This window comes from Porphyromonas sp. oral taxon 278 str. W7784 (assembly GCF_000467855.2).
Lineage (GTDB): Bacteria > Bacteroidota > Bacteroidia > Bacteroidales > Porphyromonadaceae > Porphyromonas.
This window is the reverse complement of sequence record NZ_KI259228.1, coordinates 43,508-68,544: the sequence shown is the minus strand read 5'-3', so window position 1 is coordinate 68,544 and position 25,037 is coordinate 43,508. Positions and strand designations below refer to the sequence as shown.

Below are 25,037 nucleotides of genomic sequence, written 5' to 3'. Positions count from 1 at the left end.
ACGGTAGGTCGTCTCGACGACCTACCGTAGGTTTTTTTTGCGACCTACCGTAGGTCGTAAAAGGGGCTATCTGAGAAGCCCCCGAGACACCGCTGATACACCCCGATCCGAGGTATATCGGTGCGCCAGTGGAACTATAGGACGTAATCACCCTTTGCTATGATGCTGATAGATAGGGGACTAAAATTAAATTTGCCAAAAGGTGTCCAGTGTATGAAAAGTTTAGTACATTTGCAGTGTAATCGATACGTAATACACAAAACCCAATCGATATAATATGATTACTACAAAGCATCTTTCGTTTGGCTACAAGTCCGGAAAGCATGTCTTCAGTGACTTGGAGCTCTCGCTCCCTAAGGGGAGTATCGTAGGGCTATTGGGACGAAATGGGGAAGGGAAGACCACGCTCCTCAAGAATCTCTATGGCCAGCTTTTCTCTAAGGAGGGAGAGGTCGATGTACTGGGCTTCACCCCTAGGGAGCGTAAGGTAGCCTTCCTCCAGCAGGTCTACATGCTCCCCGAAGAGATACACGTCCCTCAGATGACGATCCGTCGCTACTTCGACATCTCCGCCCCCTTCTATCCGACCTATGATGAAGCGGTAGCTCAGGAGCTCATCGACGTCTTCGGCCTCGACTGGAAGATGGACCTCAAGAAGATCTCTCAAGGGCAGAAGAAGAAAGCGCTCATCGCCTTCGCTCTGGCACTACGTGTACCCCTGCTCCTGCTGGACGAGCCTACGAACGGGCTCGATATACCATCGAAGGGAGAATTCCGTCGTGCTGTAGCTCGCTACCTCGGCGAGGATCAGACGCTCGTGATCAGTACCCATCAGGTGCGTGACCTAGAGCAGCTCATCGACCGAGTAGTGATCCTAGAGAAGGGACAGATCTACTGCAATGAGTCGATCGCAGACCTATCGGAGAAGCTCTACTTCGGCCCTATCCCCAGCGAAGATCAGGCTCGTGCTCTCTACAGCGAACCTTCGATCGTCGGTACGGTCGGTATCCTTCCTGCTACGGGTGAACCTACGGAGGACACCTTCAGCATGGAGCTCTTCTTCAACGCTGTAGTCAGTCAGCGGGATGCGCTCCTTCGTATCATCCACTCTTCGTCGAACCCTAATATCTAGCTCAGAAGATGAATACTGCTACAATGCATAGGACGCCATGGGGGCGTATCTACCTCCTTACGCGTGAAGGCTTCTTCAGTTCGCTCAGACCCCTGCTGATCTTCCATCTGATCATGGCGGTGGCACTCTTTGGTTTCCCCTTCATGATCTACTTCCTGACTTCGGGCTTCAACATACTCGATGCCTTTAGCCAGCTAGCTAGTTCGTACAATCACGGTGGGGTAGCTGCTCCCTACCTCTTCGGGACGACGATCTTCAGCCTAGTGTGGATCAATAAGCTCGTGCACCTAGCTTCGCCAGGAGTCTATACCCAGCTCCCTGCCTCCGCTGGAGAGAAGTCTATCTCGATGGCTCTGTTGGTCATCGGTTACCATCTCATCGCTCTAGTCTCTTCGCTGGTGATCACGCTCCTTTTCTCGCTAGCTGTACCTATGGACTGGGCTACCCTTCTCCTTTGGGCCTTCGTCGCACAGGGAGTCTCCTATGTACCTACGATCGCCTTCGTCCTCATCGCACTCTTTGTTCTGCACTCCTTCCTACTGGCAGCTTGGTGTATGATCCACTTCCGTAAGGCACTCTTTGGCTTCTGCTGGTCGATCCTCATCGAGTTCGTGGCTTTCTTCCTCTTGGTATCGATCCTGAGTAAGATGGATATCGAATCGCTCTTCATGATGATCAAGGATGTCAATCAGGATCTCCTGACCTACGTCTTTGTCGGGATCTTAGCTGCGATCGATGCCTTCCTCTGCTGGGCTATCTACTATCGTATCAAGACGATCCAACTCAAGTAAATGACATGGCTTATATCAACGTAGGCTTCACCTACATCATTGACTATATCTGCGAAGGGATCCTCACAGGGCGCTTCCCTGAGGGCGAACGTATCCCTTCAGTCAGAGATATGGCCGTGCTGATGCAGGTAGCCCCCAATACCGTCGTCCACGCCTATGACAAGCTCTCACAGCGTGAACTCATCCATACCCAGCGAGGCGTAGGATACTACATCACCCCTGGGGCGTTTGAGTCGGTGCTAGCTCAGAGGCGCAAGGTCTTCCATGAGGAGACTGTCCCACAGTTCAAGCGTGATGCACGCCTGCTGGGGATCACTCCCGACGAGCTCAGAGAGCTACTCGAGCTCTAGGCGACCTCCCCTAACTCACTAAGCGATTAAGCCCCTATCTCCAGCAGTGGAGGTAGGGGCTTAATCGCTACATAGGCCTCATTGGGGTAGAGGCTGACGAGGTATCTTTCCCTTAGTCTAAGGCCGTGGTCTTAGTTGGGGTAGGAGCATAGTCCTTGGTAAGAAGCTCCCAGCTCAGACGTAGCCAGATGAGCGTAGGGGCAAGTGCCTTGAGGGCGTAGGGTAGCACATAGGCTTCACGCAGACCACGGGGGAAGAGGTCCGAAGGAGAGAGACTGCTTAGGATGAAGGCTACGACGAGCAGCGCTACATTCCAGCCTGATCTCTTCCACGGGCTTGTCGTATACCACAGCGCGATCCCAGCGAACGGGATGATGTAGGTGCTTGATTCGCTCCCCGTACTGAAGAGCACTACGAAGAGGAGCACCGAACTGAGGATCGCATAGCGGAAGGCCAGGTGGTGGTACTGGGAGATACGAAGGTAAGGCAAGCCGAAGAGCACTAGCCCGGGGATGATGACTAGGAGGTCAGAGTAGTCCGCTACACCTGTAGTCTTGCGGATCATCCCTAGGAGGGAGATATTCTGCATGAGTGAGAAGGTGTTAGCTCCGTTCTTAGCTTCTAGTCTACCGAACCACTCTACATACTGCCCGATGACATACTCTGGGCTACTGATGATCATAGGAGCCACGAAGCACACCACAGACCAGCCGATGAGGGCGAGGATGAAGCGAGGCTTACGCTTGACAAAGAAGAAGAAGGCTAGCCCTACGATGCCATAGAGCTTGACGAACGTCCCTAGGACAATGAGAAAGGCAGCGGTGATCTCCCGCCCTCGTTCGATAGCAGCGAAGGTGCCGACGATGATTGCCGCGATGGCGATGTTGAACTGCTGCATCTGTAGCGCCGTCAGTAGTTCGTGCGCACAGAACCAGTAGAGGAAGATCTGTCGCCCCTCAGCAAGAGGTAGCTTACGTACAGCGTAGTACATCCCTAGGGCTAGCACCGCAAGCCAGAGGAGCAGACCAAGGGCTTCAGGTACTAGGGCAAAGGGTGCGATGACGAGGCTGAAGACAGGCCCGTAGTAGTTGTGGTCATTGTACTCCTGTGGGTAGGGAGCATATAGTGATATCCCTTGGAGTGTATGCCAGAAGACCCCTCGGAAGATGAGGAAGTTATTGTGGCGGTGCGGTGCGATCTTCGTGAGCCCTGCTACCACAGCTAGGAGCGTCCACAGACCGAAGAGGGTACGAGGATCGGTGAAGAAGGGTTTGTGGAAGAAGGCCTGTAGCTTGGCACACAGGCGAAGGAATGGCTGGCCCTTAGTCATGGTGCTGTAGATGCTGAGCTATATGGTAGCGAGGGCGATCCTTGACCTCGATGTAGATCTTCCCGATATACTGACCGACGACCCCGAGGGAGAGTAGAAGCATACTGCCGATGAACCACAAAGAGAGCATCAGCGAAGCCCAGCCTGGTACAGCTAGGTGTTCGATATAGGAGACCAGCACATAGACAGCCATGAGGATGCTGATGAGCAGGCAGAAGAAGCCCATCCCGACGATCCAGCTAATGGGGCGGGTCGTGAATGACGTGATCCCATCGACAGCGAGGAAGAGGAGCTTGCGGTAGTTGTATTTAGATTCGCCAGCTACACGCTCTCGTATGATATCATCCACTGTCGTCGAAGGGTAGCCGAGCATAGGGATGATACCTCGTAGATAGAGATTACGCTCTGGGTATCTGGAGAGCGCCTCTAGAGCACGCCGGCTCATCAGACGGAAGTTGGTATGGTTGTAGACCATACGTATGCCCATGGACTGCTGTAGGCGGTAGAAGGCCTGTGCTGTAGTGCGCTTGAGGAAGGGATCAGCCTGACGTGACTTCTTGACCCCATAGACGATATCGTAGCCCTCGAGGTAGCGATCGATCATCTCTTCGATAACCCCCAGATCATCCTGGAGGTCGGCATCAATCGAGACGACGACATCAGCTTCGTCCTTCGCAGTCATGAGCCCAGCCATCACGGCTAGCTCACTCCCTACATTGCCTGCTAGGCAGAGACCATCGATGAAGGTGTTCTCTTGGTGTAGCTCCTCGATCATCTCCCAGGTGCGGTCACGACTGCCGTCATTGACGTAGAGGACGTGGCTCGTGGGGAGGATCTTGTGGCTGACGATGAGGCGCTCCAGAAGCTGTATCAGCTCACGAGCTGAATAAGCAAGGATCGCCTCCTCGTTGTAGCACGGGGAGACGATCACGAGTCTAGGTATGGGGTTAGAGGTCATGTGATGACTAAGGGCGTAGAATAGGGGATCTAAGTGGAATTACTTGATCGAGTAGGTAGCGCTGACGGTGATGCTGGCCGTCTTCATCTTAGAGGAGGTGTTGAAGGAGCCTCCCCAGCTGTAGTCTTCATCGCTATTGAGCCCGACGATCTGGAAGACTCCCATGCTGGAGCGATCCAGCTTGCCTAGGCTACTCTTGCTACCCTCTGCGATGACACCTGCACGATTGTAGGCATCTTCGGAGGCTTCCTTGAGCATCTCGATCTTGAGGTCGTTGAGCTTCGTGTAGTAGTAGCGAGGAGAGCCAGACTCGATCTCAATACCCTTGTTGATGAGCTCAGAGATCTGACGAGAGACAGCTTCGATCGCATCGATGTTGTTGGAGGTGATCGTGACCGTCTGCGTCAGTGAGTAGCCCTTGAAGCGATAGAAGGTACGCTCTACAGTCGAGTCATAGTAGCTCTCGTTCTCACGGGAGATGCTGACACTGCTGTACGAGATGGCATCGCTAGGGATGTTCTTCCCATTGAGGAAGGTAGTGACGGCCTGTTGCTTCTCCTTGAGCTCAGAGTAGGCGCTAGGTAGGTTAGCTGATTCAGCAGTGAAGCTTGCAGACCAGACGATCAGGTCAGACTGGAAGTTGCGCTCGGCCTTACCTGTCACAGTGATCGTCTTGGCGCCTTTGCTACGGAAGTCTCTCAGCCCACTAGCGAGGATGAAGACAGAGACTACAAGAGCTACAGCCGCTACTAGGCTGATGTAGAGTGCTGACTTGTTGATGTTCATAGAAATGATGTTTTATGTGTGGAAGGATTAGGAAATACTGTCTGCAAACTCAGAGTAGGTGATGAAGCTTGCCCCTTCGCTCTTGAATGAAGCGATCCAGCGATCTAGGCGCTTGATCATGCCCCGTCCACTATTATTACGTACGATGAAGGGGAGACCAAACTCGGGGTGTTCATTCAGCTCGTAGAACGCCCACGGATGGAAGTAGGTCACAAGGTAGCCATCGTGACGGAGCGTGCGATGGCAGAGCCAGCGGTAGAGGAAGAAGGGTAGGTTGTGGCAGGAGAGCCAGAATAGAGGGAAGCGTACCCAGAGGGTTACCGAGGCTGGGATTTGTAGTACCCCGTCCTGCATGAAATGGGTACGGGGAGTCCCTAGGTGCATGTAGCGCCCTGGGATGAAGGTGGGGTTGAGGGAAGTATTGTAGGTGTAGCCTGCCTTAGCGACCTCTACCTCGGAGACGGGCATCATGCGAGCCATGCGATAGCCTCTGATGGTCTGTCCCGTCTGGGCCTCTAGTGCATCCTTCGACTTCTTCAGGTCAGCGACCTCGAAGGAAGAATGATAGAAGCCATGCGAAGCCAGTTCATGCCCCTCTTGGATAAGTCTTTGGATGACCTCGGGAGCACGCTGTGCAAAGTTCGCTGTAGAGAAGAAGGTCGCACGTACCCCATGATCCTTGAGTATATCAAGGATCGCATGTGTACCCTCTACAGAGATACGTATCTGCTCCTCCATGGGAAGGTCTACCCCATGCTCACAGGGCACATCGAACTCCTCGATGTCGAAGCTCAGTAGGATATGTTGCTCTCGAGCTGTCATACTCGGTGAGGGTATGGGGTGAGTGGAGGGGCTACTTGAAGAGGGTAGAGAGGCGACGGATGGAGGCTTCGACGGGAGCGCCTTCGTAGAGGATCTCGTAGACGGTACGGCAGATGGGCATGTTCACTTGATAGCGGAGGTTGATCAAGTGGATGCACTTAGCGGCATAGTAGCCTTCTGCTACCATGTTCATCTCCATCTGTGCGGCGCGTACGCTGTAGCCCTTACCGATCATGTTCCCGAAGGTGCGGTTACGGCTAAAGCTGGAGTAAGCGGTGACGAGGAGGTCACCGAGATAGACGGACTCGGTGACGTCTCGGCTAACGAGATGGACGGTGCTCACGAAGTTGCTCATCTCCGCAATAGCATTGGAGATGAGGACAGACTGGAAGTTGTCCCCTAGGTTCAGCCCATGACAGATACCGGCTGCGATGGCGTAGATATTCTTCAGGACCGCAGAGTACTCGATACCGACGACATCTCGACTCACAGCGCAGTGGACGAAGTCATTGCTGAAGAGCTCTTCGCTGAGGACCTTGGCCTTCCCCATATCGAAGCACCCTACGGTGAGGTAGGATACACGATCCTTGGCGATCTCCTCAGCATGACAAGGGCCAGCGATGACGGCGATTTGTCCGGGGCGTAGCTCCTTGTACTCCTGCAGGTAATCGGAGATCAGGACGTTCTCCTCGGGTACCATCCCCTTGATCGCATTGATGATGAGCTTGGGTCGGATGACCGAGTTGCGGACACGCTTGAGGTAGTAGCGGATATAGGGGGACGGTGTTGCTAGGATCACGGTGTCGCACGAACGGAAGAAGTCATTGACATCTGAGTCGGTGAAGAACGTGATCTTCGACAAGTCGAAGGTGACAGAGGTGAGGTAGCTAGGATTATGTTTCAGGCGAGTGAACTCCTTGACATGATTCGTCGAGCGGAGCAACCAGTTGAGATGAGGCTGCCTCGTCAGGACGATCTTTGCCAGGGCTGTAGCCCAGCTTCCTCCGCCGAGGATACCTACACGTCCGGGGATGCTAGAGGTCTGTTCTGACATGATACTTTTCGTTGCTTGTAGGCAGGCTCTTCGGGAGAGACTACCTAGGAGGAAGGGGGATGGCTACCCCTTGATTTCATTCATCCTCCCCGCACGGCTCATGTACCCCCGGGGGGCACATGAGCTATGGGGTAGGCCTAGTTGCTACCTTGGGTCCAGGCGGTGACAGTCTCTAGACTGATGGGCTGGAGGTCCAGCTGATACTTCTTCTTGATATCCTGTAGCTGCTGGAGGAGTCGTCCTGGCTTCTCCTCGGCTCTTACTGCGTCGAGGGTGAGGTAACTAGCCTTGTGAAGTACGGGTACCCATTCCTCAGGGATACCAGCGGAGACGAAGACTTCCTTCTTGTCGCGAGGGGCAACCTTCTCGGGGCGCATCTGAGGGAAGAGGAGTACTTCCTGAATGCTCTCCTGTCCGGTGAGGAGCATCACGAGGCGGTCCATTCCGATACCCATCCCGCTGGTGGGGGGCATGCCATACTCGAGGGCACGTAGGAAGTCGTGGTCGATGAACATCGCTTCGTCGTCGCCCTTCTCACTGAGACGGAGCTGATCCTCGAAGCGGGCACGCTGGTCGATGGGGTCATTGAGCTCGGAGTAAGCATTGGCTATCTCCTTACCATTGACCATGAGTTCGAAGCGCTCGGTGAGGCGAGGGTTAGAGCGGTGCTCCTTCGTCAGAGGGGACATCTCCTTAGGATAGTCGGTGATGAAGGTCGGCTGGATATAGGTGCCTTCGCACTTCTCACCGAAGATCTCGTCGATCATCTTACCTACACCCATCGTCTCATCGGCTTCGATGCCGAGTTGCTTGCAGGTAGCACGTAGCTCCTCTTCGTTCATCTGGCTGATGTCGATACCCGTATGCTCCTTGATGGCATCGAGCATGCTGATGCGCTTGAAGGGAGCCTCGAAGTCGATTTCCTTATCCCCGACACGCACCTTCGTGGTGCCGAGTACCTGGAGGCAGATGAACTCAAGTAGCTGCTCGGTGAAGGCCATCATCCAGTTGTAGTCCTTGTAGGAGACGTAGATCTCCATAGCGGTGAACTCTGGGTTGTGGGTACGGTCCATCCCTTCGTTGCGGAAGTTACGGCTGAACTCGTACACTCCCTCGAAGCCTCCGACGATGAGGCGCTTCAGATAGAGCTCATTGGCGATACGTAGGTAGAGGGGGATGTCGAGAGCGTTGTGGTGCGTGATGAAGGGGCGAGCAGCAGCACCTCCAGGGATGGGCTGTAGCACGGGGGTGTCTACCTCGATGTAGCCTCGCTCGTTGAAGAACTGGCGCATGGCGTTGAAGATCTTCGTACGCTTGAGGAAGATATCTTTGACGTGGCCATTGACCACAAGGTCCACATAGCGCTGACGGAAGCGGAGCTCGGGGTCGGTGAAGCTATCGAAGGTCTGCCCATCCTTCTCCTTGACTACGGGGAGGGGACGAAGGGCCTTCGAGAGGAAGGTCAGCGAGTGAGCATGTACGGAGATCTCACCCATCTGGGTGCGGAAGACTTCACCCTCGATGCCGATGAAGTCACCGATATCCATGAGCTTCTTCACCACACTGTTGTAGAGAGCCTTGTCTTCGCCTGGGCAGAGCTCATCTCGGGTGATGTAGATCTGGATACGTCCGGTAGAGTCTTGGAGCTCTAGGAAGGAAGCCTTACCCATGATACGGCGTCCCATGACACGCCCAGCTACACGGACGTGGCGACGAGGTGCATCGTCCTGGAAGGTATCCAGGATCTCTCGGGCATAAGCCGTGACTTCGTACTCGTCTGCGGGGTAGGGATTGATGCCTAGGGCACGGAGCTCCTCCAGGCTACGGCGACGGAAGATCTCCTGTTCGCTCAGCTCTAAGATGTTCATGCTATACTGTATATGCTGTCTGTCTATTTATACTAATGTACACAAAGATACGGCATTTCTACGATAGGTAGGCTAGTAGGCTTATCCCCCCTTCACCTTAGTGTATATGCCCCCTAGATCCTGGGTGATCACTGCTCGAGAAGGGGGCGGTAGCTAGGGTGGGGGAGTATAGGTCTGTAAAAAGAGGAGGGGAAGGCATCTCACCGAAGGGCGGTGAGGTGTCTTCCCCTCCTACATAATATGTATATGCTGAAGAGCGCTACGCTATCGAGCGATCAGGAGGTAGTAGTTCTTCTTGCCTCGCTGGACGAGGAGGTAGCGGTCGGCGATGAGCTGAGCTGTGGTGACCAGATCATCTGGAGAAGCGACCTTCTCCTTGTCGATGCTGAGGCCTCCTGCAGCGACGAGTTTACGAAGTTCGCCCTTGGAGGGCAGGACAGCAGCCTCTTCCGTCAGGAGGTCGACGACCTTGATGCCTGACTGAAGCTTCTCCTTGGAGATCTCGAACTGAGGGACACCCTCGAAGACGGCGAGGAGCGTGGCTTCATCCAGCGACTGGAGTTGCTCCTTCGTACCCTGACCGAAGAGGATACCTGAGGCAGCTACAGCGCTCTCATAGTTCTCACGACCATGTACGAGGACGGTGATCTCTTCGGCGAGGCGCTTCTGCAGAGGACGGAGGTGTGGCGCTGCGGCCTGCTCTTCCTCTAGGCGAGCGATCTCTTCCTGAGTGAGGGTGGTGAAGATCTTGGTGTAGCGAGCGGCATCGGCGTCGTTGACGTTGAGCCAGAACTGGTAGAAGGCATAGGGGCTGGTGCGTGCTGGGTCGAGCCAGACATTACCGCTCTCAGTCTTCCCGAACTTACCTCCGTCGGCCTTGGTGATCAGTGGGCAGACCAGAGCATAGGCCTCGCCTCCCTCCATACGGCGGATGAGTTCGGTACCGGTGGTGATATTGCCCCACTGGTCGGAGCCACCCATCTGCAGACGACAGCCGTAGTGACGATAGAGGTATAGATAATCGTAGCCTTGGAGGAGCTGGTAGCTGAATTCAGTGAAGGACATCCCATTAGAGTTCTCCCCGTTGAGACGCTTCTTGACCGAATCCTTCGCCATCATATAGTTGACGGTGATGTGCTTGCCTATGTCACGGATGAAGCCTAAGAAGCTATAGTCCTTCATCCAATCATAGTTGTTCACGAGGATCGCAGCATTGGGCGCGTCACTCTCAAAGTCGAGGAACTTAGAGAGCTGCTTCTTGATGCACTCCTGATTGTGACGCAGGGTGGCTTCGTCCAGTAGATTGCGCTCGGCAGACTTCATAGAGGGGTCTCCGATCATCCCCGTGGCTCCGCCGATCAGGGCGATGGGACGGTGACCAGCGAGCTGGAGGTGACGAAGCATCATCACCCCTACGAGGTGCCCAATGTGCAGTGAGTCCGCTGTGGGGTCGATCCCGAGATAAGCCGAAGAGCGCTCCTTCTGTAGCTGCTCTTCTGTGCCTGGGATCATGTCGTGGATCATCCCACGCCAGCGCAGCTCTTCAATAAAATTGGTCATTTCTTTTCCTTGAGCTAGATATTATCTATGGTAAAAACACTGCAAAGGTAGTGAAACAATGTAGAAGAGACCAGCTCTACCACCGAGGAGTGTCGCCTGATGGTACCGCTCATTTGTGTGGAGGCTTCCTCGGGTATCATCTTCATTTCTAGAGTGTATCTGCTGGTGGAGGTGAGGAAGGGGAAATACAGCCTGTATAATGGGTGGCTTTTAGCCCCCATTCATGGGGTACCGATGCGACCCATTCATGGGTCGTCAGGGTGACCCATGAATGGGTCCCTGAGACGACCTATGGATGGGGCATGTAGAGCCCTGTAGAAGGGACGCTTGTCGGGCGGTCTATCAAGGGAGCTTTGTCTGTCCTATCTCCCGCCTCCCCGCTCGATCTCGGGAGAAGGAGTAGGGGAGGGATGGCCTCCCTTACGCTGGATTAAGTCGGCTGTCTCAGGTACAGACCTTATTCTCTGATAGATATAGCTAGGGGCAAGCCATGTCGGTGAGAAGTAGTAATTTTGGGGGCTAATTTGGTGTCTTCTGTCCCTCCTCTAGTAGGCTAGTGGGGATGAAGGGAGATACCATAGATAGAGTAACGAGAGTTTTAAGAATACGGATCATCTAGCGATATGGGTAAAGTCATAGCATTAGCTAACCAAAAGGGAGGAGTGGGGAAGACCACTACAGCGATCAATCTAGCGGCCTCCTTGGCCTCGCTGGAGAAACGTGTACTCCTAGTGGATACCGATCCTCAGGCTAATGCTTCGTCGGGTATCGGTATCGATGCGTCGCAGCTGGGGAAGACGATCTACGAGTGCCTATGTGCAGGCCTACCCGCTCGTGAGGCGATCACTAAGACGGTCGTCGATGGGCTAGATATCCTGCCCTCCCATATTGATCTAGCTGGAGCAGACCTAGAGCTCCTAGAGCGGGAGCGAAGAGAGTACATCCTGCGCTCTGTCCTCGAGCCTGTAGTCGATGCCTACGACTACATCCTCATCGACTGCTCCCCGTCGCTGGGCTTGATCACGGTCAATGCGCTCGTGGCTGCAGACTCTGTGCTCATCCCCGTGCAGTGTGAGTACTTCGCCCTCGAGGGGATCTCTAAGCTCCTGAATACCATCCGTATCGTCCGCCAGCGTCTCAATGCACGGCTGGAGATCGAAGGCTTCCTCATGACTATGTACGATAGCCGTACCAGACTCAACAATCAGATCTATGAGGAGGTCAAGGAGCACTTCAAGAACTTGGTCTTCGAGACCGTCATCCAGCGCAATGTCAAGCTAGGAGAAGCTCCTAGCCACGGTCTGCCAGCTCTGCTCTACGATGCCGATAGCCGTGGAGCGATCAATCACCTACAGCTAGCCTCTGAGCTGATCAACAAGAATAAGTAGATGACAAAGTCAAAGAATAAGAATGTCCTAGGGCGAGGCCTGGGTAATCTCCTTGGCGCTTCTACCGAAGAGCCTCTCCTAGGGGCAGCCTCTATCCAGGAACTACCGATAGACAAGATCATCCCCAATAAAGACCAGCCTCGCAAACTCTTCGACGATGAGAGCCTGGAGGAGCTAGCAGCTTCGCTCCGCTCCCTAGGGCTTGTCCAGCCAATCACTGTGCAGGCCCTACCCTCGGGTCAGTACATGATCATCTCGGGCGAACGACGCTGGCGTGCAGCTGCGCTAGCTGGTCTCACCACGCTACCCGCCTACATCCGTACCACGGGCGAAGACGAAGTCCTAGAGCTTGCCCTCATCGAGAACATCCAGCGTGAGGATCTCAATGCCATCGAGGTAGCCCTAGCCTACCAGCAGATCCTGGACCTCCATCACCTCAAGCAGGAGGAGCTGGCTGCCCGTGTGGGCAAGAAGCGTGCTACCGTCTCCAACTACCTCCGTCTCCTGCGCCTCCCCGCAGAGATCCAGCTCGGTCTCACCCAGCGACTCATCGACATGGGCCACGCTCGTGCCCTCCTACAGGTCGAGGACACCGAGCGTCAGATCGAGCTCTACAACCTCATCCTCACCGAGCACCTCAGCGTGCGTGCTGTCGAGGAGCTGGCCCGTGCCATCGCCGATCAGCCCTCGGGGGACGAACCTTCAGCGACACCCGCCCGTCCCCGACGAGCTACCGAGCGCAAGGACTTCCGTCTGCTGGAGCAACACCTCTCGCAGGTCTTCTCCTCCAGCGTGACCCTCAGATGCTCTGCCTCGGGTAAGGGGAAGCTCACCATCCCCTTCGCAAGCGATGAAGAGCTGGAGCGCATCATGCAGCTTCTGGAGCGTGTCCAGCACTAATCCCGCCCTATCGTCTAGTTCGCCTCAATAGTCCCTATCGTGCGTCCGATCTATATCTTCCTGCTTCTGCTCCTACTCTCGCCCCTGACACCCGTCTGGGGACAGGAGACTCTACCTACCTCTCTGGAGCAGAGCCGTCTGGTAGGAGCTCAGGATACGACTGAGCTTCATACACCAGCCTCTCCCGACTTCCGAGAGCAAGCGCTGAAGATCCATGATCAGGTGAACTGGCAACCCAATTCCTCTAAGGCGCTCCTCTGGGCCCTACTCCCTGGTGGAGGACAGATATACAATCGCAAGTACTGGAAGCTCCCCATCGTCTGGGGGGCCTTCATGACCTGCTACTACTCGGTGACGTGGAATCATCGTCAGTACCAAGACTACCACGCTGCCTATCGTGACCTCTCAAGCGAAGACCCCTCGAAGAATACCTCTTGGCTGGCCTTCGCTCCTGCAGGGGCTAAGGCCGAAGACTACAAGACCTACCAGTCTACCCTCAAGTCCACCCTCAAGCGAGGGAATGACTTCTACCGTCGCTATCGTGACCTCAGTATCCTAGCCAGTATCCTCGTCTACGGACTCTCTATACTCGACGCCTATGTCGATGCTGAGCTCTATACCTTCGACATTAGCCCTGATCTCTCCCTCCGTGTAGCTCCCGAAGTGGGACTACCCAAGCTCGGTATCCCCTCTTACCAATTAGGGGTCAACTGTAGCCTCACCTTCTAATCGCAACGATAGATGAAGCTTCTCATCAAGCTCCTCTCCATCACCGCCCTTATCCTCGTGAGCGTACGTACCCTCCCCGCTCAGGTCGATAGTGTGAAGCGTGTGGATAGACCTACCTCTCCCTTTACTCTTGCCTCCGCCCTCCTGGACCCCATCACCCTGCCTGCCTCCCTAGATAAGGATGTCGAGCGCATGCTGGAGCAGTGGTATTCGGGCTATGGCAACTCTACTGGCGGACGCCAGCAGTCAGGGCGCTACTCCTCTGTGTCCGTACCCTATACCCCTGATAGCACATATATCCGTATGCTCAATAGGATGCCGTCGGCTATGCGCTTCAGCTACAACCCTCTGGTCCGTGAGGCCATCGAGCTCTACCTCTTCAAGCGCCGTGGTCTACTGAGCTCCATGCTCTCCCTCTCCGACCTCTACTTCCCTGAGATCGAGATGACCCTCGACAAGAGTGGCCTCCCTATGGAGCTACGCTATCTGGTCATCGTCGAGTCTGCCCTTAATCCCAAGGCTATCTCTCCAGCGGGTGCTGCCGGTCTCTGGCAACTCATGCTCCCCACGGGTAAGATCTATGGACTCACCGTCAATAGCCTCGTCGATGAGCGTATGGACCCGGTCAAGAGCACTGAAGCAGCCTGTCGCTTCCTCAAGGACCTCTATCGCATCTATGGAGACTGGTGGCTCGTCCTGGCCGCCTATAACTGCGGACCGGGGAACGTCAATCGTGCGCTCAAGCGCACCGGCACTGATCGCCCCAACTTCTGGGAGATCTACCGCTACCTGCCGAATGAGACACGACGCTACATCCCCCTCTTCATCGGGGCTTACTTCGCTATGCACTACCATAGAGAGTATGGTATCCTTCCCCGACAGCTCGGCCGACCCCTAGCTACCGACTACTACACAGCCAATCATCGGGTTACCTTCGATCGCATCTCTGAGATCACGGGGCTATCGACGGAACTGATCTCGACCTTCAACCCTCAGTTCCGCCGGGGGATCATCCCTGGGAATACCACCCCTTATCCCGTACGCCTCCCGCTCTCTGCTATCCTCAAGCTAGACAGTGCAGGCTCGGAGGTACACTCTCCTGAGCTTCGTGTGAACTTCGATGGCCCAGCCTCTGTCGCCACGACACGCTCTACTGTCAGAGCCAAGGCACAGCAGGAGGAGCAGGAGGAGGCTACGGAGGAAGAGGACGCAAAGCCCTCCTCACGCCATGGTAAGCGCACTACAGAGCGCCAGACCACGAGTACCCATGCCGTCACCTCAGGAGAGACGCTCTACTCCCTAGCCCATAAGTACGGCACTACCGTCGAGGAGCTAAGGAAGAACAATAACCTTCGCTCCGATAAGCTCAGCGTCGGGCAGAAGATCAAGATCACCAAGGCGGCTAAGTCCTCCGGCTCTTCCTCCCGCTCCTCTAAGGCAACGAAGCGAGGTAAGAAGAGACGTCGCTAACCTACGATACAAGCATAACATCATATATCACGCTGGTAAAAGCAAACGTAATGAAACAGCCAACTCTAATCGTCCTTGCAGCAGGCATGGGCAGCCGCTATGGCGGTCTTAAGCAACTTGATGGTGTCGGCCCTTCTGGGGAGACGATCATGGACTATTCGATCTTCGATGCCATCCGTGCAGGCTTCGGTAAGGTCGTCTTCGTCATCCGTCGTACCTTCGAGCAGGAGTTCCGTGAGAAGATCATCTCTAAGTACGAGCACAAGATCCCCGTGGAGATCGTCTTCCAGGATCTTGACAAGCTCCCCGAGGGCTTCTCTGTGCCCGAGGGCCGTGAGAAGCCTTGGGGTACGAACCATGCAGTCATGATGGCTGCTGAAGTCGTCAAGGAGCCCTTCGCAGTGATCAATGCCGATGACTTCTATGGTCGTCATGGCTTCGCAGCTCTAGCAGACAAGCTCCGTAGCTTCTCGGATTCGCACGACAAGTACTGCATGGTCGGCTATCGTGTCGGCAATACCCTCAGCGAGAGTGGTAGTGTAGCACGAGGTGTCTGTGAGGTAGATGCTAACGGCTTCCTCACGGGGGTCGTGGAGCGTACGGCTATCGCTCGTGATGAGGAGGGTAAGATCGCCTTCACTGACGAGCATGGTCAGAAGGTGATCCTCGATGAGAATACGCCCGTCTCTATGAATATGTGGGGCTTCACGCCTGACTACTTCGAGCACTCAGAGCGTCTCTTCCGTCACTTCCTAAGCTCGGTAGAGACGAACCCTAAGTTCGAGTACTACATCCCGCTGGTGGTGAACCACCTCGTGGCAGAAGGTACTTCGACGGTAGAGGTACTGGATACGCCAGACTCATGGTTTGGTGTGACCTACGCCGAAGACCGTCCAGGCGTCGTCGCTAAGCTCGCTGCTCTGGCAGAAGACGGAGCTTATCCCGAGAAGCTCTTTAGCTAATCTCAACCCATCAGGAGGCTATCCTCCTATGACTAGCTCGTGGAGCTGAGGCACTGGTCTCGCTCTACGAGCTAGTACACCTAGTGCTCTCTCTTATCTCCTATATCAGCATGGACTTTGCGCTCACCGAGCCCTTAGCGAATGTCAGCTATCTCACCGAGCTAGTCATCTGGCTACTCACCTTGATCGTCTGGGTCTATACGCCCGGACTCATCGGGGTGGCTGTGGGAGCATGGCGCCAAGGCAATCCCGACTCGGGGGCAGTCTACATTTCTCGCTTCGTCTCGTATGGGCTTTTTCGCTTTCTATCCTACGTGCTAGGGAGCTTATCCATTGCGCTGACGGTGCTGAGGCTTTCCTCTCGCGAAGGACTTCTCCTCGGGAGTAACTATACAAGCCTGGTGATGCAGCTGGTCGTGCTCTTCTTAGGAGTGTACCTCTTCCTTTACTTTCGCTCGAAGGCCTTCAAGCTTTGGCGCTATGTGCTGCTTGATGATCTCACTGGAGGGCTACTAGCTCAAGACTATTTCTTCCAGGATTGGCTGAGAGCGCTTCTGATGGCATTGGTCTCCTTGCTGACCTTTGCACCGCTCCCCACCCTCGTCCTATGGTGGATCGCCATCGGTACATTAGTACTTGTCCAGCTCCTTGGTATCATCCAGGTCGTGCGTCGCATGTCGCACGGGTCCGCTGGAGGCCTCTTTCTTTTTTTGTACCTTTGCGCCCACGAAGTTGTACCATTCCTCTACCTCGTAGGGGGTGGTATATATCTGATGAGGAGTGATCTCCTTCCGAATTTGTATCAATGAGTATCAAGAAGATTCTAATCTCCCAACCTCAGCCTGAGTCAGGGAAGTCCCCTTACTATGATATTGCCGAGCGCCATGGAGCTAAAGCTACTTTCCGTGCGTTCATCGAGGTCGAGTCGGTGACTCCTCGAGAGTTTCGCAATCAGAAAGTGAATATCCTGGACCACACGGCTATCGTCTTCACTTCGCGTAAAGCTATGGAGCATTTCTTCCAGCTCAGTGAAGAGCTCCGTGTCACTATGCCTGAAGACATGAAGTACTTCTGCATCAACGAGCAGGTGGCTAACTATCTCCAGAAGTTCATCGTCTACCGCAAGCGCAAGGTATTCTATCCCGAGGCAGGTGGTCAGGCTGAACTGGTAGCGATCATGCAGAAGCACAACAAGGAAGTCTACTTCCTACCGATGGCCGAGGACCACAAGAATGATCTGATCGACCTCTTGGAGTCAAAGAAGCTACAGTTTGCTAAGGCGATCATGTACCGCACGGTCAGCAAGAAGTTCACCGACCAAGAGAAGAAAGAAGAGTATGACATGATCATCTTCTTCAGTCCTGCTGGGGTGACTTCACTGCTCGCCAATCACGAAGACTACGAGCAGGGCAAGGTACTCATCGGAGGTTTCGGTCCGGCTACTTGTCAGGCCATCGAGCAAGCAGGTCTACGTCTTGATCTCTCAGCGCCATCTCCTGGGGCACCTTCTATGGCGATGGCTCTGGATCAGTATCTCCAGAAGAATAATTAGCAGTACCTCTACTCGTGGAGGGATAATATCTGTGGAAGATCCTATCCGATCCCCTCGCTGTACGTTATCGAAGGAAGAGCGTCTGCATCTCAAGCGAGATGTGGACGCCCTCTTTGCTTCTGGGCAGGCCTTCATTGCCTATCCTCTTCGGGTGGTGTATCATTTCACGCCCGTAGCAGAAGGAGAGGAGCCAAGCACGGCGATCCTCGTCGTAGTAGCCAAGAAGTATTTCCGCCGAGCTAATAAGCGTAATCGGGTGAAGAGGCTGATCCGTGAGAGCTATCGTAGGCGTAAGCACCCGCTCCTTGCCTTGGCCGAGGAGCGTCGGATGCATATCCATCTGGGCTTACTCTCTGTAGCGAAGGAGTTGCCTAAGCAGACCGACGTCGATCGAGGCATGGAGAAGGCGCTGGCTCGCATTGCCGTGGAGCTCGAGAAGACGGGAACTTCCCCCGAAGGCTTATGAAACGTCTCCTCGGACTTCTTCGCCAAGCGCTCGTTTGGCTTCTGCTCCTACCGATCTATTTCTATAAGGGAGCGATCTCCCCTCTTACACCTCCGTCGTGTCGCTTCACGCCGTCGTGCTCCACGTACGCCCTGGAAGCGATCCGAAAGCATGGTCCCTTCAAAGGGTTTTACCTTGCCCTTCGCCGTATCCTCCGTTGTCATCCCTGGGGAGGAAGCGGTTATGATCCCGTGCCTTAGCTGACGAGCCCGTCGCACCTTCCTCGCCGATGCTCCCCGAAGAACTGTACTCCCCTTACGTCGATACTCATACGCATTGCCCCGAAGAAGGTGATGCGACGAGCATTCAGATTCATAGCCTTCATCTTACCGAGGCGATGCCCGAGCACTTTGCGGGAAGGACGTTCGCAAGTATCGGCCTTCATCCGTGGCAAGCTGAGGATCTGACGGAAGGAAGTCTCCTTCTTCTGGAGGAGAAGCTCCTTCGCTCGCCTCGGGTAGTGGCTTTAGGAGAAGCGGGACTTGACCGTGTTTGCTCGACGCCCTATTCGAAGCAGCTACATTTCTTCCGTGAAGAAGCACAGCTCGCTGACCGCCTTGACCTTCCCCTCATCATTCACTTGGTGCGTGCCCAAGAGGACCTCGTTCGCCTGGGCAAGGAACTTCGTCCCCGTTCGCCTTGGCTCATCCACGGCTTTCGTGGGAAGCCTCAGCAGGCGGAGCAATTACTTCGGGCGGGCTTCTATTTAAGTTTCGGCCGGTACTTTCATTCGGAGAGCCTTGCCCTCGCTTATCGTGAAGGGCGGGCTTTCTTAGAAACGGATGACGTTCCCGATCTCTCGATCGCCTCGGTCTATGAAGATGCGTCCTGTTCGCTAGGCATTTCGCTCAAAGAACTTCGTGAGAAGCTCTACGCCCAAGCCCTTACATTCTTCCCCAGACTCTTAAGCGAAGGCGGGAACTACTAGCCCCTTCGATGCAATCTACTAGCCCCTTCGACCGAACGTAATTGAACTTCCGAGGTAAGGTAATATCACCTTCGACGGAAGGTAATTGAAGGGGCTGGAAAAAGTAATATTACTTTCGGTCGAATGTTATATTACTTCCGAAAGGAAGTCAAGAAACTTCTTCGGCGAAGTCAAGGAACTTCAAGAAGGAAGTCCAATCAATCCAAGAAAGAAATCCAATCAATCTTCAATCCAATCTCAATCCCTTCGCCCGCTAAGGATCTCTACTTCGCAGGGGAAGTCTCTTAATTCCGTTTGGGAAGTCCTTTGGCTTCGCTTCGGGGAGGCCTTTGTTTTGGAGAGGGATAACGATTCGTTTGGGAGCAAAAAGTCTGCATGAGAAGTACTAGATGAGTTATAAATTCTCCATGCCAAACTTGGCTATCTCGTCGATGATCGGCAGTACTTTCTCTCCTAATTCTGTTAGGGAGTACTCTACTCTTGGAGGAACTTCGGGATACTGTTCCTTTTTGACGAGCCCTTTATCGCACAGGAATTTCAATTCGTCGATAAGCATCTTCTCGCTGATGTTGGGAATAGCACGCTTGAGTTCTCCATAGCGGATCGTCCTTTGGTTGATTTGAAAGATGATGAGTAGAGTCCATTTGCCGGCGAAGATTTGCATTGACTTGCGCACGGGACAGTCTTTGTCCGAGATTTTTCTTTCCATACGAGCATTTTTTTCTTGTTGATAATCAGCAATTCTAACAATTAAGTAAGTAGCATACCATGTCGTAAGTACTTGTTATTTCTGATTCTAAGGTATAAATTTGTAGAGATTTCAACAACTAAGAACACTGATTTATGGAAAAGAAGACAGAGAAGGTGAGCCTGTTCTATGCAGCATTGGCTCAAGGTGACTTTGAAACGGTGGGGACCTTGCTCTCCGATGACTTGATATGGCATCAGCCAGGGAAGGGAGCAGTGTCTGGCATCTACAGCGGTAAGCAGAATGTTTTTGCCCATTTGGGTAAGATGGCTCAGCTGAGTAATGGGACATTCGCCATCGACCAAGTAGATTACGTAACGGAAAACGGAGATTTGGTCGTGGCAGCGGTTGCATTCTCCGTGTCGGCAAGCGGATATTCGATGGAGATGAAAGGGGTAGACCTTTTCCGCTTTGAGGATGGTTTGATCAAGGAAGTCTGGCTTTTCTCCGAGCGAATTGACGAAGAAGACCGTATTTGGACGGCTCTAGCGCAAGGCTGATCAATAACCAGCTCCACTGAGAACAGGCAGTAAGATGAATGCGTCTTACTGCCTGTTTTCGTATTCGTTTGATCTTCGCTTAGGAAGCTCCTTGAATTCTCATCAGAAGTAGTATTACTTCCGCTCGAATGTTATATTACTTCTGATGGGAACTCAAGGAACTTCCCTCGGAAAGTCAAGGAACTTCTTCGGCGAAGTCAAGGAAGTTCAGGAAGGAAATCGAGCCAATTTGCAAACCAAGTCAAGAAACTTCTGAAAGAAAATCAAGAAACTTCAAGAAAGAAATCCAATCAATCTTCAATCCAATCTCAATCCCTTCGCCCGTGAAGCACCTCTACTTCAGGACGGGAGTATTCTTTCTTTAGCCCGCTTCAGCGGGAAGAATCGGGTGGGGAAGGAGGTCGAAGTTGCCCCGCCTTCGGTGGGGAGGTAGGGGAACTTCAGTTCGCTTAGAAGGAATGTGCTTGTAAAAGGGTAATTTTACCACCGGTCTTCAGAGACCAACCAGCTTCAGCAACCCCTTAGCACAATAAGATGACGAAAATCATGACCGTACGAACGCTACTCACGGTACTTGCACTTTCGCTCTCGGGTAGCCTTTGCGCCCAGCGAATCTTGCCGGGCTACGAGTACCAGGACGAGGCAAATCCCAAGGGCGATGAATGGCAAAGCCCCGCCAGGCATGCGCTCAACAAAGAGCAACCGCATGCATTCTTCTTCTCCTTTGGCTCGAAGGAGCGGGATGAGATCACGAAGGTCCTTCCCCAGAACAGTTCTCTTTACCAAGACCTTAATGGAACGTGGGCCTTCCACTGGGTGCGAACGCCCGAGGAGCGTCCACGTGACTTCTTCCAGCCAAGCTATGATGTCAGCCGATGGGACAAGGTCTCGGTGCCGATGAATTGGAATGTCTACGGCCTTCAGAAGGATGGCCAGCAGAAGTATGGCACGCCGATCTACGTCAATCAGCAAGTCATCTTCTGGCACCAAGTGAAAGCCGACGACTGGCGTGGCGGTGTCATGCGCACCCCGCCCAAGGAGTGGACGACCTATCGTGACCGTAATGAAGTCGGATCTTACCGCAGGACCTTCACCATCCCCAAGGACTGGCAGGGGCACGCTGTGTATCTCAACTTCGATGGTGTCGATTCTTTCTTCTACCTCTGGATCAATGGTCGGTACGTTGGTTTCTCTAAAAATTCCCGTTCGCTGGCTTCCTTCGACATCAGCCGCTATCTCCGCCCCGAGGGAGAGAATGTAGTGGCGGTCGAAGTCTACCGCAATAGCGACGGGTCGTTCCTGGAGGCGCAGGACATGTTCCGACTTCCTGGGATCTTCCGTTCGGTCTATCTGACGGCCAAGCCCCGTATTCACGTGAAGGATCTTCGCCTCATCCCCGACCTTTCTCCTGATCTTCGTGAGGGAACACTCCGTATCTCCGCCGACCTAGACAGCAAGTGGGTGAAGGCTATTCAGAAGGATCTCCTCCTTCGCTATAAGCTCTACCGTGTCGCTCTCTATTCGGACGAGGTCGATCCCGTCGCAGTAGCGAGCGCAGAAGCCCGCACTTCGGCGCCCGCTACCGCCGAAACTGAACTGAAGATCTCGATGCCCCAGCTCTGGTCAGCCGAACTTCCTCACCGATATGTTTTAGTCGCCGAGCTCTTCGACAAGTCAGGCAAGCGCCTTCTTGATCGAGCTTCGACCTACACAGGCTTCCGCAAGGTCGAGATCAAGGATACGCCAGCAGGCGAAGATGAGTTTGGTCGTGCTGGTCGCTACTTTTACATCAACGGCAAGCCCGTCAAGCTCCGTGGCGTCAATCGTCATGAGACCAACCCTTCTACAGGCCATGCCGTCAGCCATCAGCAGATGGAGCGGGAGGTCTTCCTGATGAAGCGAGCGAATATCAATCATGTGCGCAACTCACATTACCCTACCGATCCCTATTGGTACTATCTCTGCGACAAGTATGGTATCTACCTCGAGGACGAAGCTAATGTAGAGTCGCACGAATATTACTACGGCAAGGCTTCGCTCTCGCATGTCCCCGAGTTCGAAGCGCAGCACGTCTCCCGCATGCTGGAGATGGTTCACGCTCACATCAACCATCCAAGCATCGTCATCTGGTCGCTGGGCAACGAGGCTGGTCCTGGTATCAACTTCACCAAAAGCTACGAAGCGACCAAGCGCATCGATACTTCCCGCCCCGTGCAATATGAGCGCAACAACGACATCGTAGATATGGGCTCCAACCAATACCCTTCCATCGCTTGGGTAGAAGGTGCGGCCGAGGGCAAGTATGATATTAAGTACCCCTTCCATATCTCGGAGTACGCTCACTCGATGGGCAATGCTTGTGGCGGACTTGCTGATTATTGGAAGGCGATTGACCGCACGAACTTCATCTGCGGTGGTGCTATCTGGGACTGGGTAGACCAAGCGCTCTACAATCATACTTCGGACGGCCAGCGCTACTTAGCTTATGGCGGTAACTTCGGTGACTTACCGAACGACGGGATGTTCGTGATGAACGGCGTGATGTTCGCTGATCTTCAGCCGAAGCCTCAATATTATGAGGTGAAGAAGGTCTATCAGAGCGTGAGCCTCGAGCCCGTAGATCTTGCTCTGGGTAAGGTGCGTCTCTTCAATAAGAACTATTTCTCTTCCCTCGACGACTACGAACTTCGCTGGTCGCTTTGGCAAGACGGGACGATGACGAGCGATGGTATTCGCCCGCTCTCTTCTGTAGCTCCTCGCACAGCAGTGGAGCTTTCCCTGCCCGTCTCTACTGCTTCCCTCGATCCCAAGAGCGAGTACTTCCTCAAGCTTGAGTGTCGTCTTCGCTCGGCTAAGCCTTGGGCTGAGGCAGGGTATGTCGTAGCCGACGAGCAGATCGCTCTACAGCCCCTCCTTCAGCGGGCTTCTCGTGAGGGAAGTTCTTCGGAGCGCCTTCAGTCTCGGTCACTATCAGCGAAGGCATTTGAAGTCAAGGGGAGGGATTTCTCGGTGAACTTCGACCTCGAGCAAGGTACGATCGGTCAGCTGGTCTACGCACAAGACACGCTCATTCACTCGGGACAGGGCCCGAAGATCTCGGCCTTCCGTGCCCCTGCGGATAATGATATCTGGATACGTTCGGCTTGGGTGACCAACGGCTTACATAACCTTCGCCACCGAGTCCTAGCGCATCAGGCCCGAAAGCTCTCTGATGGCTCTGTCGAACTCTTCTTCACCATCCGCTCGCAAGCGCCCCAGGGAGCGACGCTCTCGATGCATCGGGCTTCGGGGTGCTACGAGATCGAGGAGGATGTAGCGCATCCGTTTAGCGAAAGTGACTTCTATATCCTTGCGCAGACGGTCTGGACAGTGCATCCTGACGGAAGTATCGAGCTCCGCTCCAGTCTATCGACGAATAAGCCTAGCCTTACCCTTCCTCGCCTTGGCTATGAATTCGTCCTGCCCAAGAGCTACGATCGCTACACGTACTACGGACGTGGCCCGATCACTAACTACGGCGACCGCAAGGCCAGCCAATATATCGAGCGTCACGAAAGCCGAGTCGCCGACCAGTTCGTTGATTTCCCCAAGCCCCAGACGATGGCTAACCGCGAGGATGTCCGCTGGGTCAGCCTCACGGACAAGGCTGGGCGTGGGCTCCTCTTCTCTACCGACAGCGTGATGACCAGTTCGGCGCTCCCTTATTCGGCGCTGGATCTGATGCTGGCAGCGCATCCGCATGAGTTGCCAGCGGCGGGTGACACGCACCTTGTCCTGTCTCGCTCGACGACGGGTCTCGGAGGGGCGAGCTGTGGACAAGGCGGTCCGTTGGCTGACTGCCAGACGCTTGCCTCGCCCCAGACGTTCAGCTTGGTACTTCGTCCTCTACGTTCGGGCGAAGACGCCAGCCAGCTCGCTAAGGTCGAACTATCGGGTGCCATCGCTCCTACGATTTCCCGTAGCGCTCACGGCGAACTGTCGATCTCGAGCACTCCCGGTGCCAAGCTCTTCTATTCCATTGGTCGGGGGAAGGCCCAGCGCTACACCCGGCCGATTCCTTTCGCCCAAGGCGGGGAAGTGAAGGCTTGGGACGAGCGTTATCCAGGGCGTATCTCTTCGGTTCGTCTGGAGAAGATGCAGTACGCCGAGGCACGGATCATCTTCTGCAGTAGCGAAGAGTATGGCTATGGCTCGGAGCAATTCATCGACGAAAGCCCCGACACGATGTGGCATACGGTCTGGACGGTGACGGTGCCCAAGCATCCGCACTGGCTTGACTTTGATCTCTATCAGGAGAAGGACATCCACGGGATCACCTACCTCCCAAGACAAGACGAGAGCACGGTCGGAGACATCAAGGACTTCGCCCTCTCGGTCAGCCGGGATGGCAAGAGCTGGACGGAGGTCTATCGGGGGAAGTTCGCCAAGGATAAGAAGCTTCAGCGCGTGATGCTCCCGAAGTCCTCACGTGCTCGCTATCTCCGCTTCACGGCGCTAAGTGCGCACGACGGCCAAGACTACGCTTCTGGGTCGGAGCTTCGCATCCTCGCCGACTAAGTCTTACATCTTCTCTGACTAGTTTTCGCTCGTTCTTCCTCCCCTAAGCAAGCCTGCCTCAGTGACCGCTTGGTCGCTGAGGCAGGCTTGCTTTATAAGGTCCGCCGAGCCACCTTGCCCTAAGCGAATGCTCACTGAGATGCAGAA

Annotated in this window: 23 protein-coding genes; 15 read left to right on the top strand and 8 right to left on the bottom strand. The window is 54.3% G+C overall.

Annotated features, from left to right (window positions below):
* Window positions 1–277: 277 nt before the first annotated feature.
* Genes HMPREF1556_RS02655 through HMPREF1556_RS02645 form a run of 3 tightly spaced genes read left to right on the top strand, consistent with a single transcriptional unit; the run spans window position 278 to window position 2,273 of the window.
* Window positions 278–1,132, top strand: coding sequence for an ATP-binding cassette domain-containing protein (locus HMPREF1556_RS02655; protein ID WP_021666681.1), 855 nt, complete (start codon window positions 278–280; stop codon window positions 1,130–1,132).
* Between the two features lie 8 nt (window positions 1,133–1,140).
* The gene (locus HMPREF1556_RS02650) at window positions 1,141–1,923 is read left to right on the top strand and encodes a hypothetical protein (RefSeq protein WP_021666680.1); all 783 of its coding nucleotides are present in this window, start codon (window positions 1,141–1,143) and stop codon (window positions 1,921–1,923) included.
* A gap of 5 nt (window positions 1,924–1,928) precedes the next feature.
* A complete protein-coding gene (locus tag HMPREF1556_RS02645; protein ID WP_021666679.1) occupies window positions 1,929–2,273 on the top strand; it encodes a GntR family transcriptional regulator in 345 nt (114 codons plus the stop codon).
* Window positions 2,274–2,385: 112 nt separating this feature from the next.
* Here the strand turns inward: HMPREF1556_RS02645 and HMPREF1556_RS02640 are convergent, their stop codons facing one another.
* From HMPREF1556_RS02640 to tyrS, 7 genes are all read right to left on the bottom strand, one after another.
* Window positions 2,386–3,603, bottom strand: coding sequence for a glycosyltransferase family 87 protein (locus HMPREF1556_RS02640; RefSeq protein WP_021666678.1), 1,218 nt, complete (start codon window positions 3,601–3,603; stop codon window positions 2,386–2,388).
* Window positions 3,596–4,546, bottom strand: coding sequence for a glycosyltransferase family 2 protein (locus HMPREF1556_RS02635; RefSeq protein WP_198141846.1), 951 nt, complete (start codon window positions 4,544–4,546; stop codon window positions 3,596–3,598). Before HMPREF1556_RS02635 ends, HMPREF1556_RS02640 begins: the two co-directional genes overlap by 8 nt.
* 54 nt (window positions 4,547–4,600) lie before the next feature.
* Window positions 4,601–5,347: an SIMPL domain-containing protein gene (locus HMPREF1556_RS02630; protein WP_021666676.1), complete on the bottom strand. Its 747-nt coding sequence runs from the start codon at window positions 5,345–5,347 to the stop codon at window positions 4,601–4,603.
* Between the two features lie 27 nt (window positions 5,348–5,374).
* Window positions 5,375–6,169 carry a polysaccharide deacetylase family protein gene (locus HMPREF1556_RS02625; protein ID WP_021666675.1) on the bottom strand — a complete coding sequence of 265 codons (795 nt, stop codon included), beginning with the start codon at window positions 6,167–6,169 and terminating at the stop codon, window positions 5,375–5,377.
* A gap of 31 nt (window positions 6,170–6,200) precedes the next feature.
* Window positions 6,201–7,223 carry an NAD(P)H-dependent glycerol-3-phosphate dehydrogenase gene (locus HMPREF1556_RS02620; RefSeq protein ID WP_021666674.1) on the bottom strand — a complete coding sequence of 341 codons (1,023 nt, stop codon included), beginning with the start codon at window positions 7,221–7,223 and terminating at the stop codon, window positions 6,201–6,203.
* Between the two features lie 137 nt (window positions 7,224–7,360).
* Window positions 7,361–9,091, bottom strand: coding sequence for a lysine--tRNA ligase (gene lysS, locus HMPREF1556_RS02615; protein WP_021666673.1), 1,731 nt, complete (start codon window positions 9,089–9,091; stop codon window positions 7,361–7,363).
* 264 nt (window positions 9,092–9,355) lie between these two features.
* The gene (gene tyrS / locus HMPREF1556_RS02610; protein ID WP_021666672.1) at window positions 9,356–10,651 is read right to left on the bottom strand and encodes a tyrosine--tRNA ligase; all 1,296 of its coding nucleotides are present in this window, start codon (window positions 10,649–10,651) and stop codon (window positions 9,356–9,358) included.
* A 623-nt stretch (window positions 10,652–11,274) separates the two neighbouring features.
* Between tyrS and HMPREF1556_RS02605 the strand changes: the two genes are divergently transcribed.
* From HMPREF1556_RS02605 to HMPREF1556_RS02565, 10 genes are all read left to right on the top strand, one after another.
* Window positions 11,275–12,039 (top strand): ParA family protein, encoded by a 765-nt coding sequence (locus HMPREF1556_RS02605; RefSeq protein ID WP_021666670.1) that lies wholly within the window; start codon window positions 11,275–11,277, stop codon window positions 12,037–12,039.
* The gene (locus HMPREF1556_RS02600) at window positions 12,040–12,939 is read left to right on the top strand and encodes a ParB/RepB/Spo0J family partition protein (protein WP_021666669.1); all 900 of its coding nucleotides are present in this window, start codon (window positions 12,040–12,042) and stop codon (window positions 12,937–12,939) included. It begins immediately after the preceding gene.
* A gap of 39 nt (window positions 12,940–12,978) precedes the next feature.
* Entirely contained in the window at window positions 12,979–13,668 is a 690-nt protein-coding gene (locus HMPREF1556_RS02595; RefSeq protein WP_021666668.1) for a DUF5683 domain-containing protein, read from the top strand.
* A gap of 12 nt (window positions 13,669–13,680) precedes the next feature.
* Window positions 13,681–15,138, top strand: a complete 1,458-nt coding sequence (locus HMPREF1556_RS02590; protein WP_021666667.1) for a lytic transglycosylase domain-containing protein — start codon at window positions 13,681–13,683, stop codon at window positions 15,136–15,138.
* Between the two features lie 50 nt (window positions 15,139–15,188).
* Window positions 15,189–16,100, top strand: coding sequence for a sugar phosphate nucleotidyltransferase (locus HMPREF1556_RS02585; protein WP_021666666.1), 912 nt, complete (start codon window positions 15,189–15,191; stop codon window positions 16,098–16,100).
* Between the two features lie 110 nt (window positions 16,101–16,210).
* On the top strand, window positions 16,211–16,909 hold the full coding sequence (locus HMPREF1556_RS02580) for a DUF4271 domain-containing protein (protein WP_021666665.1): 699 nt from the start codon (window positions 16,211–16,213) through the stop codon (window positions 16,907–16,909).
* Window positions 16,906–17,652 carry a uroporphyrinogen-III synthase gene (locus HMPREF1556_RS02575; protein ID WP_021666664.1) on the top strand — a complete coding sequence of 249 codons (747 nt, stop codon included), beginning with the start codon at window positions 16,906–16,908 and terminating at the stop codon, window positions 17,650–17,652. Before HMPREF1556_RS02580 ends, HMPREF1556_RS02575 begins: the two co-directional genes overlap by 4 nt.
* Before the next feature lie 31 nt (window positions 17,653–17,683).
* Complete coding sequence (rnpA, locus tag HMPREF1556_RS02570; protein ID WP_052332606.1) at window positions 17,684–18,118, top strand: ribonuclease P protein component; 435 nt, start codon at window positions 17,684–17,686, stop codon at window positions 18,116–18,118.
* Window positions 18,115–18,357: a membrane protein insertion efficiency factor YidD gene (gene yidD, locus HMPREF1556_RS08600; RefSeq protein WP_021666662.1), complete on the top strand. Its 243-nt coding sequence runs from the start codon at window positions 18,115–18,117 to the stop codon at window positions 18,355–18,357. The genes rnpA and yidD overlap by 4 nt, the downstream gene beginning before the upstream one ends.
* A gap of 104 nt (window positions 18,358–18,461) precedes the next feature.
* Window positions 18,462–19,085, top strand: coding sequence for a TatD family hydrolase (locus HMPREF1556_RS02565; protein WP_369795588.1), 624 nt, complete (start codon window positions 18,462–18,464; stop codon window positions 19,083–19,085).
* A 394-nt stretch (window positions 19,086–19,479) separates the two neighbouring features.
* Here the strand turns inward: HMPREF1556_RS02565 and HMPREF1556_RS02560 are convergent, their stop codons facing one another.
* Window positions 19,480–19,794, bottom strand: a complete 315-nt coding sequence (locus HMPREF1556_RS02560) for a helix-turn-helix domain-containing protein (RefSeq protein WP_021666659.1) — start codon at window positions 19,792–19,794, stop codon at window positions 19,480–19,482.
* A 134-nt stretch (window positions 19,795–19,928) separates the two neighbouring features.
* On the opposite strand from HMPREF1556_RS02560, the gene HMPREF1556_RS02555 reads away from it, so the two are divergent.
* A complete protein-coding gene (locus HMPREF1556_RS02555) occupies window positions 19,929–20,333 on the top strand; it encodes a nuclear transport factor 2 family protein (RefSeq protein WP_021666658.1) in 405 nt (134 codons plus the stop codon).
* Window positions 20,334–20,867: 534 nt separating this feature from the next.
* Window positions 20,868–24,890 (top strand): glycoside hydrolase family 2 TIM barrel-domain containing protein, encoded by a 4,023-nt coding sequence (locus tag HMPREF1556_RS02550; protein WP_021666656.1) that lies wholly within the window; start codon window positions 20,868–20,870, stop codon window positions 24,888–24,890.
* Window positions 24,891–25,037 lie beyond the last annotated feature (147 nt).

Coding starts and splice junctions, on each gene's coding strand:
- tyrS (WP_021666672.1), bottom strand. CDS start 10,651: ATGACCAATTTTATTGAAGAGCTGCGCTGGCGTGGGATGATCCACGAC.
- HMPREF1556_RS02655 (WP_021666681.1), top strand. CDS start 278: ATGATTACTACAAAGCATCTTTCGTTTGGCTACAAGTCCGGAAAGCAT.
- HMPREF1556_RS02580 (WP_021666665.1), top strand. CDS start 16,211: ATGGACTTTGCGCTCACCGAGCCCTTAGCGAATGTCAGCTATCTCACC.
- HMPREF1556_RS02555 (WP_021666658.1), top strand. CDS start 19,929: ATGGAAAAGAAGACAGAGAAGGTGAGCCTGTTCTATGCAGCATTGGCT.
- HMPREF1556_RS02590 (WP_021666667.1), top strand. CDS start 13,681: ATGAAGCTTCTCATCAAGCTCCTCTCCATCACCGCCCTTATCCTCGTG.
- HMPREF1556_RS02575 (WP_021666664.1), top strand. CDS start 16,906: ATGAGTATCAAGAAGATTCTAATCTCCCAACCTCAGCCTGAGTCAGGG.
- lysS (WP_021666673.1), bottom strand. CDS start 9,091: ATGAACATCTTAGAGCTGAGCGAACAGGAGATCTTCCGTCGCCGTAGC.
- HMPREF1556_RS02650 (WP_021666680.1), top strand. CDS start 1,141: ATGAATACTGCTACAATGCATAGGACGCCATGGGGGCGTATCTACCTC.
- HMPREF1556_RS02620 (WP_021666674.1), bottom strand. CDS start 7,223: ATGTCAGAACAGACCTCTAGCATCCCCGGACGTGTAGGTATCCTCGGC.
- HMPREF1556_RS02550 (WP_021666656.1), top strand. CDS start 20,868: ATGACGAAAATCATGACCGTACGAACGCTACTCACGGTACTTGCACTT.
- HMPREF1556_RS02640 (WP_021666678.1), bottom strand. CDS start 3,603: ATGACTAAGGGCCAGCCATTCCTTCGCCTGTGTGCCAAGCTACAGGCC.
- yidD (WP_021666662.1), top strand. CDS start 18,115: ATGAAACGTCTCCTCGGACTTCTTCGCCAAGCGCTCGTTTGGCTTCTG.
- HMPREF1556_RS02585 (WP_021666666.1), top strand. CDS start 15,189: ATGAAACAGCCAACTCTAATCGTCCTTGCAGCAGGCATGGGCAGCCGC.
- HMPREF1556_RS02630 (WP_021666676.1), bottom strand. CDS start 5,347: ATGAACATCAACAAGTCAGCACTCTACATCAGCCTAGTAGCGGCTGTA.
- HMPREF1556_RS02645 (WP_021666679.1), top strand. CDS start 1,929: ATGGCTTATATCAACGTAGGCTTCACCTACATCATTGACTATATCTGC.
- HMPREF1556_RS02625 (WP_021666675.1), bottom strand. CDS start 6,169: ATGACAGCTCGAGAGCAACATATCCTACTGAGCTTCGACATCGAGGAG.
- HMPREF1556_RS02605 (WP_021666670.1), top strand. CDS start 11,275: ATGGGTAAAGTCATAGCATTAGCTAACCAAAAGGGAGGAGTGGGGAAG.
- HMPREF1556_RS02560 (WP_021666659.1), bottom strand. CDS start 19,794: ATGGAAAGAAAAATCTCGGACAAAGACTGTCCCGTGCGCAAGTCAATG.
- HMPREF1556_RS02600 (WP_021666669.1), top strand. CDS start 12,040: ATGACAAAGTCAAAGAATAAGAATGTCCTAGGGCGAGGCCTGGGTAAT.